Source organism: Brevundimonas sp. FG8 (assembly GCF_057808845.1).
Map to the genome: position 1 here is coordinate 40,413 of NZ_JBMDIU010000008.1, position 13,712 is coordinate 54,124.

General features: G+C 67.9%; 12 protein-coding genes. 7 read left to right on the plus strand and 5 right to left on the minus strand.

Annotated elements, in window-relative coordinates; all coding sequences use genetic code 11:
- Positions 1-2,112, plus strand: coding sequence for a transglycosylase domain-containing protein (locus tag ACODRV_RS13290; RefSeq protein ID WP_488908633.1), 2,112 nt, complete (start codon positions 1-3; stop codon positions 2,110-2,112).
- On the opposite strand, the gene ACODRV_RS13295 is transcribed toward ACODRV_RS13290, so the two are convergent.
- From ACODRV_RS13295 to ACODRV_RS13305, 3 genes are all read right to left on the minus strand, one after another.
- Complete coding sequence (locus ACODRV_RS13295) at positions 2,109-2,825, minus strand: M48 family metallopeptidase (protein WP_488908634.1); 717 nt, start codon at positions 2,823-2,825, stop codon at positions 2,109-2,111. The two genes, ACODRV_RS13290 and ACODRV_RS13295, sit on opposite strands and share 4 nt — an antisense overlap.
- Positions 2,791-4,071, minus strand: a complete 1,281-nt coding sequence (locus ACODRV_RS13300; RefSeq protein WP_488908635.1) for a polyhydroxyalkanoate depolymerase — start codon at positions 4,069-4,071, stop codon at positions 2,791-2,793. The genes ACODRV_RS13295 and ACODRV_RS13300 overlap by 35 nt, the downstream gene beginning before the upstream one ends.
- A gap of 243 nt (positions 4,072-4,314) precedes the next feature.
- Positions 4,315-4,932, minus strand: a complete 618-nt coding sequence (locus ACODRV_RS13305; RefSeq protein WP_141625568.1) for an SCO family protein — start codon at positions 4,930-4,932, stop codon at positions 4,315-4,317.
- A gap of 53 nt (positions 4,933-4,985) precedes the next feature.
- Here ACODRV_RS13305 and ACODRV_RS13310 point away from each other — a divergent pair, with 53 nt between their 5' ends.
- The 5 genes from ACODRV_RS13310 (at position 4,986) to ACODRV_RS13330 (ending at position 9,701) form a co-directional block, all read left to right on the plus strand.
- Complete coding sequence (locus ACODRV_RS13310) at positions 4,986-6,467, plus strand: ActS/PrrB/RegB family redox-sensitive histidine kinase (protein ID WP_141625569.1); 1,482 nt, start codon at positions 4,986-4,988, stop codon at positions 6,465-6,467.
- Positions 6,468-6,546: 79 nt separating this feature from the next.
- Positions 6,547-7,101: an ActR/PrrA/RegA family redox response regulator transcription factor gene (locus tag ACODRV_RS13315; RefSeq protein ID WP_141625570.1), complete on the plus strand. Its 555-nt coding sequence runs from the start codon at positions 6,547-6,549 to the stop codon at positions 7,099-7,101.
- 73 nt (positions 7,102-7,174) lie between these two features.
- The gene (locus tag ACODRV_RS13320) at positions 7,175-7,600 is read left to right on the plus strand and encodes a hypothetical protein (protein ID WP_488908636.1); all 426 of its coding nucleotides are present in this window, start codon (positions 7,175-7,177) and stop codon (positions 7,598-7,600) included.
- A 156-nt stretch (positions 7,601-7,756) separates the two neighbouring features.
- Entirely contained in the window at positions 7,757-8,179 is a 423-nt protein-coding gene (locus ACODRV_RS13325; RefSeq protein ID WP_141625572.1) for a DUF2141 domain-containing protein, read from the plus strand.
- A 55-nt stretch (positions 8,180-8,234) separates the two neighbouring features.
- Positions 8,235-9,701 carry a carotenoid oxygenase family protein gene (locus ACODRV_RS13330; RefSeq protein ID WP_488908637.1) on the plus strand — a complete coding sequence of 489 codons (1,467 nt, stop codon included), beginning with the start codon at positions 8,235-8,237 and terminating at the stop codon, positions 9,699-9,701.
- Positions 9,702-9,735: 34 nt separating this feature from the next.
- Here the strand turns inward: ACODRV_RS13330 and ACODRV_RS13335 are convergent, their stop codons facing one another.
- Together ACODRV_RS13335 and ACODRV_RS13340 are read right to left on the minus strand one after the other, a co-directional pair.
- Complete coding sequence (locus ACODRV_RS13335; RefSeq protein WP_488908638.1) at positions 9,736-10,515, minus strand: LytTR family DNA-binding domain-containing protein; 780 nt, start codon at positions 10,513-10,515, stop codon at positions 9,736-9,738.
- A gap of 3 nt (positions 10,516-10,518) precedes the next feature.
- Entirely contained in the window at positions 10,519-11,247 is a 729-nt protein-coding gene (locus ACODRV_RS13340; protein ID WP_488908639.1) for a TetR/AcrR family transcriptional regulator, read from the minus strand.
- A 178-nt stretch (positions 11,248-11,425) separates the two neighbouring features.
- On the opposite strand from ACODRV_RS13340, the gene ACODRV_RS13345 reads away from it, so the two are divergent.
- Entirely contained in the window at positions 11,426-13,624 is a 2,199-nt protein-coding gene (locus ACODRV_RS13345; protein ID WP_488908640.1) for a TonB-dependent receptor, read from the plus strand.
- Positions 13,625-13,712: the final 88 nt, after the last annotated feature.

The following is a 13,712-nucleotide window of genomic DNA, read 5'->3' on the forward strand; positions in this document are numbered from 1 at the left end:
ATGGCCGGTGGCTTCAGCTTCGGACGGGGTGGTGGCGGCGAGAAGCCGGCGCGGACGCCGTTGCAGCGCGTGCTCTACTGGGGCGCCGTGCTGGGCGTCTGGGGCGTCATCTTCCTGGTGGTGTTCTTCGCGGTGTTCGCTCGCGACCTGCCGGACACCTCGACCCTTTACAACGTCGATCGCCAGCCCTCGATCACCTATCTGGATCGGAACGGCGCCCTGATCGCGGTGCGCGGCACCCAGCAGGCGCCGCCCGCCGATCTGGACGCCCTGCCGGACTATGTGCCGGAAGCCTTCATCGCCATTGAGGACCGCCGCTTCTACCACCACCCGGGCTTTGACCCGATCGGCATGAGCCGGGCGGTGGTGTCGAACATGCGGGCCGGGCGCGTGGTGCAGGGTGGTTCGACCCTGACCCAGCAGCTGGCCAAGAACCTGTTCCTGTCTCCCGACCAGAACATGAAGCGCAAGGTTCAGGAGCTGATGCTGGCCGTCTGGCTGGAGATGAAGTTCACCAAGAAGGAGATCCTCGCCCTCTATCTGAACCGGGTCTATTTCGGCGCCGGCGCCTATGGCATCGAGGCCGCGTCGCAGCGCTATTTCGACAAGTCGGCCAAGGATCTGTCGGTCGGCGAGGCCGCCCTGCTTGCGGGCCTGCTGAAGGCGCCGTCGCGCTACTCCCCGGTATCCGAGAGCGAACGGGCGGCCAACCGCGCCACCGTCGTGCTGAACGAGATGGTCGATGCGGGCGTCATCACGGCGGAACAGCGCGCCCAGGCCGTGACCGAGCCGGTGCGCGTCTCGCGCACCCTGGCGACCCAGCACGCCCAGTACTTCATCGACTGGCTGGACAAGCAGATCCGCGAACTGGTTGGCGAGCCGACCGAGGACATGGTGGTCGAGACCACGCTGGACCTGACCCTGCAGACCCTGGCTGAACGGTCCGTCCGCCGCATCCTTGAGCGGGATCGCTCGAAGGGCGTGGAGCAGGCGGCGCTGGTGGCGCTGGACGGCGAGGGCCGGGTGCGCGCCATGATCGGTGGCAGCTCCTATGCCGACAGCCAGTTCAACCGCGCCACCGAGGCCCGGCGTCAGGCGGGTTCGGCGTTCAAGCCCTTCGTCTATCTGACGGCGGTGGAGAGCGGCTACACGCCCGAGACCCGCGTCAACGATGCCCCGATCCGGATCGGCAACTGGTCGCCGCGCAACTACTCCGGCACCTTCAACGGCGAGATGACGCTGGCGAACGCGGTGGCGCAGTCGACCAACACGGTCGCCGCCGGGGTCGCCGATCAGGTCGGACGCGACAACGTGGCCCGCACCGCCCGTCGTCTGGGCGTGACCAGCCGCATCGGTCTGGAGCCCGCGATGGCGCTGGGCGCGGTCGAGGTCTCGCCCATCGAGATGGCGCAGGCCTATGACGCCTTCGCCAACGGCGGCCGCCGGGTCGAAGCCTACGGCATCAGCCGCATCCGCACGCCGGAAGGCCGGGTGATCTATCAGCGCGCCAGTCGCGCCGATGGGCCGGTTCAGGCGATCAGCAACCCTTATCTCTACTACATGAACCAGATGCTGCGGGGCGTGATGACCTCCGGTTCGGGTCGCGGGGCCGCGATCAGCGGGCGCGATGTGGCGGGCAAGACCGGCACCACCTCGGACTACAAGGACGCCTGGTTCGTCGGCTACACCGGCGGCTTCGTCACGGCCGTCTGGGTCGGCAAGGACGACAACACCCCGATGCGCGGCGTGACCGGCGGCTCGTCCCCGGCGGCCATCTGGAAGGGCTTCATGGAAGCGGCCCTGCCGCGCCTGAACGCCCCGGCCATTCCGGACGGCCCGCCCATGCCGGAAGGCTGGACCCCGCCCAGCCCGGTCGAGAGCCTGATCGGCCAGATCGGCGACCTGTTCGGCGACAATCCGCCCGCCGACGCCGGCGATGACCCGCTGGACGAGCGGCTGATCGAGCCGCAGCCGGCCCAGCGGCCGACCGCCCCGAACCGGCAGGAGACCCCGCCGGTGGTACGCCCGACCCAGCCCCAGCCGCGTCGCGATGAGCCCCGGCCGGAGCCCGCGCCGCAGTCCGAGAAGAAGTCGGACCCGCTGTTCTTCTAGCGCCCGACCGCGTGCAGGGCGGGGCCGTGGTCCCGCAGCCATTTGCGGTAGGGGCGGTGGTCGCCGACGAGGGCGTGGACGACCGACCAGTAGGCGGGACTGTGGTCGGCATGGACCAGATGGGCGACCTCGTGGGCGGCCAGATAGTCGGCCACGGCGGGCGGGGCCAGGATGACGCGCCAGCTGTAGCGGATCGACCGGTTGTGCGGGCTGCACGAGCCCCAGCGCGAGCGGGTGTCGGCGATGGACACCGTGACCGGGCGCTGGCCGAGGGTCTTCAGGTGATGCTCGGTGCGCTCGACCAGCACCTGCCGGGCCAGCCGTTTGAACAGGTTTTCGACCCGGCGGGAGAAGGCCTCGCCCTCGCCGCCGGACTGGATGACCGGGCCGTCCGGCCCGTCGATCAGCCGGGCCGCGCCCGCACCCCCGACCGCGACCAGCAGGGTCGGGCGACCGTAGAGGGGCACCACGGCGCCGGGCTCCAGCGGGGCGCTGTCGGGCCGTTCGGCCAGCCGTTCGCGCATCCAGTCGGCCCTGGTCCGGGCGAAGGCGACGACCTCCCCCAGCTTGCGCTCGGACGGGGCGATCAGCACGGCCTCGCCGGCCCGTCCGTCAATGCGGATCGACAGGCGTCGCGCGCGCGGATTGACCGACAGCCGGACCGGGACGCCGAGCGCTTCAGGCGGCAGTCGCTGGCCGTTCCGGTACTGCACAGAGAGCCTCATTGGCCGCGATGAAGTCGCGGACGCGGGGGTAGATTTCGTCGCGGAAACGACGGCCGTTGAAGACGCCGTAGTGGCCGACTTCGGGCTGGACGTACAGGACGCGGCGCTCGTTCGGCAGGTTCGGGGTCAGGACGTGGGCGGCCTGGGTCTGGCCGACGCCGGAGATGTCGTCCTTCTCGCCCTCGACCGTCATCAGGCCAATGTCCGTGATCTTCGACAGATCGACCTTGCGCCCACGATGCTCCAGCAGGCCGCGCGGCAGCAGGTGCTGCTGGAAGACGATGTCGATGGTCTGGAGATAGAATTCTTCCGACAGGTCCAGCACCGACAGGTACTCGTCGTAGAACTCCTCGTGCTTCTGAGCGCCGTCGCCGTCACCGGAGACGAGGTCCTCGAAGTAGCGGCGGTGGGCGTCGATGTGCTTGTCCTCGTTCATCGACATGAAGCTGTAGAGCTGGACGAAGCCCGGATAGACCCGTCGACCGAAGCCCGGATAGGGCCAGGGCACGGTGTGGATCATGTTCGACCTGAACCAGGTGAAGGGCTTTTCCTCCGCCAGCTGGTTGGTGACGGTCGGCGACAGGCGGGCGTCGATGGGCGAGCCCATGAAGGTCATGGAGGCCGGACGGTTCGGGTCCTCGTCCTCGGCCATCAGGGCGCATGCGGCCAGCACGGGCGGTCCGGGCTGACAGACGCCGACGACGTGGGCGCGCGGGCCGATCTGGGCCAGCATGGTGCGGACGTGGTCGATGTAGTCGAAGAAGTCGAACCGGCCCTCGAGCATCGGCACCTGACGGGCGTTGGACCAGTCGGTGACGTAGACGTCGTGGTCCTGCAGGAAGCCTTCGACGGTGCCACGCAGCAGGCTGGCGTAGTGGCCGGACAGGGGGGCGACGATCATCACCGCTGAGGCGGAGGCCGGCTTGCCCGCGCGCTTCAGGTCGCCGACGTGACGGGCGAAGCGGACCAGACGGCACCAGGGCGAGGACCAGATGACCTGCTCGGTGGTGCGCACGGGCCGGTTGTCGATGGTGATGACATCCAGACCCCAGGCGGGCTTGCCGTAGCGGCGCGTGATGCTCTCAAACAGCTCGGCCGAGGCGAACGCCGTCCGTCCGAGGGCGGTGTCGGCGGCCGGGTTGAGCGGCGAGGTCCAGAAGTCCCGGGCCATCTGGGCCCCGATCCGGAAAGGAGCGGCCGAGGCGTAGGCCAGCTCGTGAAGCGTATACAGCATGCGTGTCCTGAGACGGCCCCCCGCCAAAGAGTGCGGCAAGGCATCATAGATTATACCGCACTGCAAAAAGATAATCAGCGATCACTGAAATCGTGAACGCGGTCGCGGTTGCGGTCGGTGGGACGCCATTCAAATTTTTTCCGAGTGCACTTTAGTGCACTTTTCGCGAGGCCGGGCGCGGGGAGCGGCCGTCCATGACCACACACTACACCCCGCCTGCGTCATTATTGGACGTATGGAAGGTCAGCCCCGCGCCATGTTGCGCTTGATGATATCGGCGGCGCGGGCCGGGCCGATGTCGTGACCCAGAGGCGCGCGGAACTTCCCGTCAGGGCCCATCAGATAGATCGTGAGCGAGTGGTTCATGGTGTAGTTCTCGCCCTCGCCGACCTTCTCATACAGCACGCGATAGGCGTCGGCGGCGGCGCGGACCTGTTCGGGCGTGCCGGTCAGGCCGACGACGTCCATCGGATAGGTCGACAGATAGTCCTTCATGGCCTTGGGCGTGTCGCGGGCCGGATCGACCGAGATGAAGATCAGCTGCACATCATCGGCCTGATCGCCCAGCCGGGCCTTTGTCGCCTCCAGCATCGAGAGGGTCGTGGGGCAGAAGTCCGGGCAGTAGGTGAAGCCGAAGAAGACCAGCGACCATTTGCCGTTCAGCAGGGTCTCATCGACCGGTTGCCCCTCCTCATTGACCAGTTGGAACGGGCCGCCGACCTGCGGCTGGCCGGTCGAGGTCACCTCGGCGGAGATCGGGGCGGACGGCTGGCGCCCGACCAGTACCATGGTGACGACCGCGAGGGCGGCGGCGATGGCGATACAGGCGCCGGCGAAGATCAGGATGGAACGGCGCGGCATCACGGCCCTCTCGAAATGGCCCCACGCGGGCCGAACGGGTCTATAGAAGAGACGTGAGCTCTACAGAAGATCATCCGACGCCGCAGTTCGCGGACCCTGCCGAGGCCGGAGGCCGGTTCGCGAATTGGCGCAACCTGCCCCGACGCAGTCGCGGTCTGTCGCTGCGCACGCTCGTCATCGTCCGCTGGATGACAATCTTCGGGCAGAGCGCGACCATCTTCGTCGCCACCGCCTGGTTCCATTTCGACCTGCCGCTGTGGTCCTGTCTGGCCGCGATCGCCGCCAGCGTGATCATGAACCTGAACGCCACGGCGCGGCTGAAACGCAGCGACGGCTCGACGCCGGACGGCGCCCTTACGGCGGCGCACCTCGGGTTCGACATCCTGCAGATATCCGTCCTGCTGGGCCTGACCGGCGGGTTGCAGAACCCGTTCTGCCTGCTGCTGGTCGCGCCGGTGACGGTGGCGGCGGCCTCGTTGCCCGGACGGCAGGCGGTGCTGATGGGCCTGCTGGTGCTGATCGCGACGGTCTGCCTGTTCTTCATCTCCCTGCCGCTGCCATGGCAGGCGGGGACCGAGCTGAACCTGCCGCCACTGTACAAGTTCGGCATCGGCATGGCGCTGACGACAGGGGTGGTGTTCACCTCGGCCTATGCCTGGCGGGTGGCGGCGGACGCCGAGAAGCTGGAGCTGGCGCTGGCGACGACGCAGGACGTGCTGCAACGCGAGCAGCGCATGGCCGCGCTGGGCGGACTGGCGGCGGCGGCGGCGCATGAACTGGGCACGCCGCTGGCGACGATTCAGGTCGTGGCCAAGGAGCTTCTGCGAGCCTCCGCCAAGGACGGACCTGCGGCGGAGGACGCCGCCCTGATCCTGCAACAGGCCGAGCGGTGCCGGGAAATCCTGAAGCGCCTGTCGCAGCAGCCGGAAGAAGAAGGCGGCATTGTCTTCGCCGAGGTCGGGCTGAAGGCGCTGCTGGAAGAAGTGGTCGAGCCGCACCGTGGCTTTGACCTGGAGTTTAGCGTCTCGGTCCATACGGCCTCGGGCGAGAAGCCGCCGCGCGTGCGCCGCCTGCCGGAGGTCCTCCACGGCCTGTCCACCCTGGTCGAGAACGCCGCCGACTTCGCCGGCAGCAAGGTGCGGGTACGGGCCCTGGTCGACGCGGGCTTTATCGAGATCGAGGTCGTGGACGACGGCCCCGGGTTCCCGCCGGACATCCTGCCGCGTCTGGGCGAGCCCTATGTGACGAGCCGCCCGCAAGGCAAGGCGCGCCGCGCCCTGACCGCCCAGATCGCCGCCTCTGTCGCCGCCGCCGCCCCGGGCCGCAAGACGCGAAAGGTCGTCGCGACGCCCGCGCCGGAAGTCATCGCGCCCAGTCAGGGCGGCATGGGGCTGGGCTTCTTCATCGCCCGGACCCTGCTGGAACGAACCGGCGGAAAGGTGAGCGTGGGGCTGGGCGACGGGGGCAGGGGGCAGCCGCGTGGCGCGCGCGTGACGGTGCGCTGGCCGCGTCCGGCGCTGGAAGTCGCGGCCTGAGCCCTGGTGTCGCACCCCCGCGCTGAACCTTGACCGCAGGGCCGGCGTTACCGACTTGGACAGGATGGAAACGACCAAGATGCCCGATACCGAAGCTCGCATCGCCGCGCTGGCGGACAAGACCCTCCTGCTGCTGGACGATGACAACGCCCTGCGCACCCGTCTGGGCCGCGCGCTGGAGAGCCGCGGCTTTGAAGTGACGACCGCCGGATCGGTCGGCGAGGCGACCGACGCCCTGCGCGTCTCGGTCCCGGCCTTCGCCGTGCTGGACATGCGCCTTGAGGACGGCAACGGCCTGAAGGTGGTTGAGATGATCCGCGACCGTCGCGAGGACAGCCGCATCGTCATGCTGACCGGCTACGGCGCCATCGCCACGGCGGTCGCGGCGGTGAAGGCCGGCGCGGTCGACTACATGCAGAAGCCCGCCGACGCCGATGACGTGGTGAAGGCCCTGCTGATGACCGGCGAGGCCCCGGAGCCGCCGGAAAATCCGATGAGCGCCGACCGGGTCCGCTGGGAGCATATCCAGCGGGTCTATGAGCTGTGCGACCACAATGTCTCCGAGACGGCCCGCCGCCTCGGCATGCACCGCCGGACCCTGCAGCGCATTCTCGCCAAGCGCGCGCCGCGCTGACATTGACCGCTTCCAATGTTCGCGCCACCGTCGGCGCGGCAGGGGAGGGTGGATCATCAAACGCTACATCGGGGTGTTGATCCCGGCGGTCGGCTTCATCGTGTCGGCCGGGATCGCGGCGTGGCTGATCCACGGCTACATGCCTGTGGATCGGCTGATTTATCTGATCCTGCCCCACCGCATCATCCGGTCGGTGGTGCTCGCAGTGATGCTGTGTCTGCTGATCGCCGCCGTGGTCGTCGGGATCAAGGCGCTCAGGGATCGCGACGGACGTTTCAATCGCAAGCTTTTGACTTTGGCGCTCTTGCCGATTCTGCCGGGCGGGCTGGCGGTTTATGAGCGCGTTGAGTCAAGCCGGTCCTTCCTGAGCCAATACGATGTCATAACCTTCGCGGTTCGAGCGCCTCTGCTGATCGAGGCGTCTCTGATCGCGGCGATGGCCTTCCTCATCTCGACCGTCGCCATGACCTTCCGCGCCTTGAGCGACCGTCGGGGCTGAACAGGGTGTCCGTTCGCGTTTCGCGAATGAACACCGGTGGCGATTGGCGAAGTCGGGGCGTCCTTTCCTGCAAACGGCGTGGCGGCCGCTGAAGGTCGCCGTCACGGTCGGGGCATCGGAGGCCCGGTCGTCGGGTCTCTCCCAGGAAAGCCCGCCATGATCCGCATCGCCACCCTCGCCGCCGCCGCCCTGCTGGGCCTGACTGCTGTCCCGGCTCACGCCGAAGGCGACACCCTGACCCTGACGTTCGAAACCGGCGCCCACACGGGCAAGGTCATGGTCGCCCTGTTCAACTCGGAGGACGCCTACAAGGGCGGTCAGCCGGTAGCCTCGGCCGAAGCCGACGCCTCGGGCGAGACGGCGGTGGCCGTGTTCAACAACCTGCCCGCCGGCGACTATGCGGTGCGCGCCTTCCACGATGTGAACGGCGATGGCCGGATGAACACCAACCCGTTCGGCATGCCGGTCGAGCCCTATGCCTTCTCGAACAACGCCGTCGGCATGATGGGCCCGGCGACTTGGGAGCAGACGCAGTTCGCCGTGTCGGGCGTGACTGCCCAGACGATCCGCATCAAGTAAGCCCCGTCCCCTCCCGATAGCCCTGCCTCCACGTCCTGTCAGACGGAGATCCGCCATGCTTGCTTCACGCCGTAACTTCCTGATGGGCGCCGCCGCCCTGTCGGCCGCGGTCGTCACGCCCGAGACGGTCCGGGCCATGGCCGCCATGCAGCTCGCCGCCGACTGGTCGATGGCCACGGCCGATCTGGAGGGCGATGTGGCGCGCCGGGCCATGCGCCGGGTGCACGGACGGGCGCCGGCGGCGCTGGAAGGGGCGCTGTTCCGCAACGGGCCGGGCAAGTTCCGGCGGCCGGGCGGTTCCGCCACCCACTGGTTCGACGGCGACGGCCTGATGCGCGCCTTCCGCGTCCGGGACGGGCAGGCCACCCTGGAGGCCCGCTTCGCCGATACGCCCAAGCGCCGCTGGGAGAGTGAGATCGACGCGGTGGTCACGCCCGGCTTCGGCACGGTCGGCGACAGCCGCGCCCGCCTCGGTTCGAACGATGACGCCAATGCGGCCAACACCGCCGTCATGGTGGCGGGCGACGAAGTCTGGGCGCTGTGGGAGGGCGGCTCGCCGCTGGCCATGGATCGCGCGGACCTGTCGACCAAACGGTTCGTCAGCCTGCGGGACGACCTGAAGGGCATGCCCTTCCAGGCGCACCCCCGCTACGATCAGGACGGCACGATCTGGAACGTCGGCCAGCACGGCGACCGGATGATCGTCTGGCGGCTGAACGCCGACCGCAGTCTGAAGGCCTCCGGCATCGTGCAACTGCCGCGCGCCAGCTACATGCACGACTTCACCGCCACGGCTCGGCATCTGGTGATCGTGATGCAGCCGTGGGTCTTCGATCACAGCGGCATGCCCTACGCCAGCCAGTTTGCGTGGAAGCCGGAACTGGGCACACAGGTGATGGTGGTGGACAAGGCGGACCTGAGCCGGACCCGCATCTTCGAACTGCCGGCGTTCAGCTATTTCCATCTGGGCGATGCCTGGGAGGACGCCTCGGGCACGATCCGCTTCGACGTGGCGGCGGGGAAGGACATCACCTTCGTGGTCGAGGGCGCGCGGGTTCTGGTCGAGGGACGCGGGACCGTGCCGGGCGCGCCGTCGGAGCTGTCGCTGATAACCCTGCACACGGACGGTCGGGCCGAGATGGTCTCCTCGGGCATCGCGGCGGAGTTCCCCAAGAGCGATCCGCGCCGGGCCGGTCTGGCGCGCCGCCGCACGGTTCACACCGCGGGCGAGCGGGGCGGGCGACCGCTGCCGAACGGTCTGGCCGTGCATGACTGGGAGACCGGGCGGTCCGACGCCTTCTCGTTCGGCGACGATGTGATCATGGAAGAGGCGAACTGGGTTCCCAAACCGGGCCGCTCGGGAGAGACGGACGCCTGGCTGGTGGCGCCGGCGATCAACCTGCGCGAAGGCGTGACCGAGCTGCACGTCTTCGATGCCGCGCGGGTCGCGGACGGGCCGATGGTCAGCTGGCGCGCCGACATCGCCTTGCCGGCCGGCTTCCACGGGATCTGGGCGGGTTAGGCCTCAAGTAGCGCGAAGCGCGGCAGGCCGACGATCAGTACCAGCCGGCGTCGCGCAGTGCCCTGGCGTAGCGACGGCTGACGGGAGCCTCAATCCCGCCGGGCAGGGTCAGGGTGGCGCGGCCTTCGCCCCGGGCGACCTCGCGGACCGCGTCCCGGGCGACCCACCAGCTGCGATGCGTCTGCGCGCCTTCGAGGCCTTCCAGTTCGGTCAGGGCGTCGGACAGGCGCATGAGGATCAGGTCCGAGCCCCGGTCGGTGTGGATGCGAAGATAGTGGTCCTCGGACTCGACGGCGTGGATCGTCGCTCCGCGCAGCTTCGGCGGCAGGCGGTCGGGGAAGCGGGCCGGGGCAGCGCCCTGCGTCGCGGCATGGGTCTGGACGGGGGTGCGCGCGAGGAAGACGTTGAGCAGAGAGAGGGTCCCGGTGACGATGAGGACCGGGACGAAGAAGTTCGGCAGGCCGGAAAGGTGCAGGGTCCGGTCGCCGTTGAACACCAGACTCGTCACCGCCCAGACCGAAACCGCCGTGGGCCCCGAGATCAGCGCCGTCAGGGCGCCGGCCATCAGCCAGGGGCGCCGGTCCAGATCAATGTGCTTCTCGATCAGACGGGAGGCCAGAATGCCCCACAGCGCGCCGACCAGCATCATCGGACACCAGTAGGCGAGACGGACCCACAGCGGGACCTGATCCATACCAAAGGCGCCGGTCAGCGCCAGGACGAGGGCGGCGCCCTCGGCGATGAGCAGGCCCCGGATCAGGCTGCGATCAATGGAGATGCTGAAGGTCCGGGCGGACCGATCGGGACGGGTCATGGGTCAGGCCCGCTCGCGATCCTCGACGGCGCACACCGCGCGGAAGCCCGCCGCCGCGAACCGGACCATGTAGTCGCCCGCTGTCTCGAGGTCGCCTGACTTGCACAGGCCTCCGGACAGGCGATCCAGACGCCCGGTCTCGCCCAGGGTCAGCGTCAGGGCCCCTGACAGATTGTGGTAGGCCCAGTAGAGATCGACCTCGCGGGCGTCCGGAAGAACCTGTTTGATCAACTCGATCAGACGGCGGATGGCGGGGTCGAAATAGCGGGCCATGGTCTCGCCGCCGAAGGCCGGGTTGGCGTTGGTCTGGGCGACGAGGGCGGAGTAGTGCTTCCAGCCCGGCCCGCCCTTTAGCGACCACTGGAAGGGCGGTCGCAGGAAGGCTTCGAGCAGGCCCTCCAGCGTCATCGCCTCACCGGCTTCGCGCGCATAGCGGTTGATCGCGTCGACCCGCTCGTTGTTCCAGACTTCGGCCCGGCGCAGGAAAACCGCGTCGAACAGGCCGCGCTTGGCGCCGAAATAATAATGCACCAGCGCCGTATCGACTCCGGCCTCACGCGACACCTCGCGAATGGTGACGCCATAGAAGCCGTGCTTCGAGAACAGGTCCTCGGCCGCGTCCAGGATTGATTCGCGGGTGTCGGCGGTCCCGGCCGCGCGGGCCTTGGGCGGCCGTCCACGGCGTGCGGGGCGGTTTTCATCCTGGGGTACGGGGGGCTCGGGCTCGCTCATCCCCGCAAGCTAGGCTTCCACGGCCCGACTGTGCAACGGCGCCACAGGCCCGGGGACGTGTTTACGCCACGGAACCGCCACCGTTTGACAGAGGGCCGAAAACGGTTAGGTTCCCGGAAAATCATTGAACGCTGAATAAAAGCGTCAGGATCGGAAACATCAGGGAAGAGGGCTACCAATGAACAAACTCGTGAAATCCGCCTTGCTCGCGGGCGCCGCCTGGAGCGCCATGTCGACGCTCGCTCTGGCGCAGGATGTCGTCCCGCAGGACGGCGCGTCGGACCTGGGTGAAATCGTCGTCACCGCCCGTCGTCGTGACGAAGCGCTGAAGGATGTGCCGATCTCGGTTTCGGCTCTCGGCGAGGAACGTCTGGAGCAGACCGGCGTCGCCGACATCACAGCCCTGCAACAACAAACCCCGAACGCCACCGTTCAGGTCGCCCGCGGTTCGAACTCGACCCTGATCTCCTTCATTCGCGGCATCGGCCAGCAGGACCCGCTGTGGGGCTTCGAGCCCGGCGTCGGCCTGTACGTCGACGACGTCTACATCGCCCGCCCGCAGGGTTCGGTGCTGGACGTCTACGACGTCTCGCGCATTGAGGTGCTGCGCGGCCCGCAAGGCTCGCTGTACGGCCGCAACACGGTCGGCGGCGCGGTGAAATATGTGACCTCGCGCCTGTCGCAGGATCCTGAAATGACCCTGCGCGGGTCATACGGCAGCTACAACCAGGTCGATCTGCTGGCCTCGGGCAGCGTGCCGCTGGCCGACAATTTCCGCATCGGCGGTGCGATCGCCAGCTATACCCGCGACGGCTACGGCGCCAACCTGAACACCGGCGCGGAGCACTACAACAAGGACGTGCTGGCCGGTCGCGTGAGCGCCGAGTGGGAGCCCCAGGAAGGCGTCCAGGTCCGTCTGGCCTACGACCGCACCGAGGACAACTCCAACCCCCGCCACGGTCACCGTGAAGTCGCGGGCGTGGGCGCCGGCGCCGGTATTCCCGACAGTGTCTATGACACCTACGCCGGTCTGGGCGACAGCAACTCGGTCATGAACCAGGGCCTGTCGGCTACGGTCCAGATCGACCTGAACGACAACCTGACCTTCAAGTCGATCACCGCATGGCGCGAGGGCGACACGGACACCGTGATCGATTTCGACAACACCCCGGCGCCGACGCTGGACGTTCCGGCCTACTATTCGGACGACCAGATCACGCAGGAATTCCAGCTGCTGTTCGACTACGACCGGATTCAGGGCGTCGCCGGCCTCTTCTATCTGGACGGCCATGCCGAAGGCGCCTTCGACACGATCGCGGGCAACCTTGGCCTGGTCATCGGCACCGCGGGCTACGTCAACACCACCAGCTACGCCCTGTTCGCGGATGTGAACCTGGACCTGACCGAGCGTCTGCACCTGGGCCTGGGCATGCGCTATACGCTGGATGAGAAGACCGGCCGCGTGTTCCGCGCCAACTACGCCGGCGCCACCCGCAGCCCGCTGCTGGGCGGCACGTCGCGCGCGCCGACGCTGGTCCGCACCGATTACGTCCGCACCAAGGACTTCGACCAGTTCACGCCGAAGGTCTCGCTGTCCTTCGATCTGACCGACGATCTGACGACCTACGCCTCGTACTCCCGCGGCTTCAAGTCGGGCGGCTTCGACATGCGCGGCGACGCGATCCTGACGCCGAACACGGTCAACGGCTACAACCCCGAAACCGTCGACTCCTACGAGATCGGTCTGAAGGGCGCGCTGAGCCGCTTCTCGTTCGCCTCGTCGATCTTCTACAACGAGTACAGCGACCAGCAGGTCACGACCCAGGTTCCGGCCGTCGGCGGCATCGCCTCCTTCGTCGACAACGTCGGTTCGTCGACCTTCTACGGCGCCGAATTCGAAGGTCGCCTGCAAATCCTTGACAGCCTGTCGGCCAACTTCGCCGTCGGTTACCTGCACTCCGATTTCGAGGAGTTCCTGCGCTACAACCTGACGACCATGTCCTACGAGGACATCTCGGATCAGGTGGTCCTGCAGAACGCCCCCGAGTGGACCGGCTATCTGGGCCTGACCTGGATCGGCAATGTCGCGGGCGGTGAGCTGGCCGTCACCCCGTCGGTCTCGTACCGCGGCGACTACAGCCAGTTCGAGTTCCCCAATCCGATCCTGGATCAGCAGGCCTATACCCTGGTCGATCTTTCGGTCGTCTGGACCGACCCCAGCGACCGCTGGACCTTCGGTCTGTACGGCAAGAACCTGACCGACGAGGAATACAAGGTCGGCGCCTACAACTTCGCGGGCGCGACCTTCAACAACTCGCTGATCGCCTACTACGGCCCGCCGCAAACCGTGACGGCGACGGTCCAGTTCAAATTCTGATCTCCTGAAGCCTGATCGATCCTGATCAAGGGCGGCGGTTCTGGTGAGCCGCCGCCCTTTTCTTCTGGCGTCGGGCCACGGCGTCGCT

Coding starts and splice junctions, on each gene's coding strand:
- ACODRV_RS13335 (WP_488908638.1), bottom strand. CDS start 10,515: ATGACCCGTCCCGATCGGTCCGCCCGGACCTTCAGCATCTCCATTGAT.
- ACODRV_RS13300 (WP_488908635.1), bottom strand. CDS start 4,071: ATGCTGTATACGCTTCACGAGCTGGCCTACGCCTCGGCCGCTCCTTTC.
- ACODRV_RS13325 (WP_141625572.1), top strand. CDS start 7,757: ATGATCCGCATCGCCACCCTCGCCGCCGCCGCCCTGCTGGGCCTGACT.
- ACODRV_RS13315 (WP_141625570.1), top strand. CDS start 6,547: ATGCCCGATACCGAAGCTCGCATCGCCGCGCTGGCGGACAAGACCCTC.
- ACODRV_RS13340 (WP_488908639.1), bottom strand. CDS start 11,247: ATGAGCGAGCCCGAGCCCCCCGTACCCCAGGATGAAAACCGCCCCGCA.
- ACODRV_RS13305 (WP_141625568.1), bottom strand. CDS start 4,932: ATGCCGCGCCGTTCCATCCTGATCTTCGCCGGCGCCTGTATCGCCATC.
- ACODRV_RS13345 (WP_488908640.1), top strand. CDS start 11,426: ATGAACAAACTCGTGAAATCCGCCTTGCTCGCGGGCGCCGCCTGGAGC.
- ACODRV_RS13330 (WP_488908637.1), top strand. CDS start 8,235: ATGCTTGCTTCACGCCGTAACTTCCTGATGGGCGCCGCCGCCCTGTCG.
- ACODRV_RS13290 (WP_488908633.1), top strand. CDS start 1: ATGGCCGGTGGCTTCAGCTTCGGACGGGGTGGTGGCGGCGAGAAGCCG.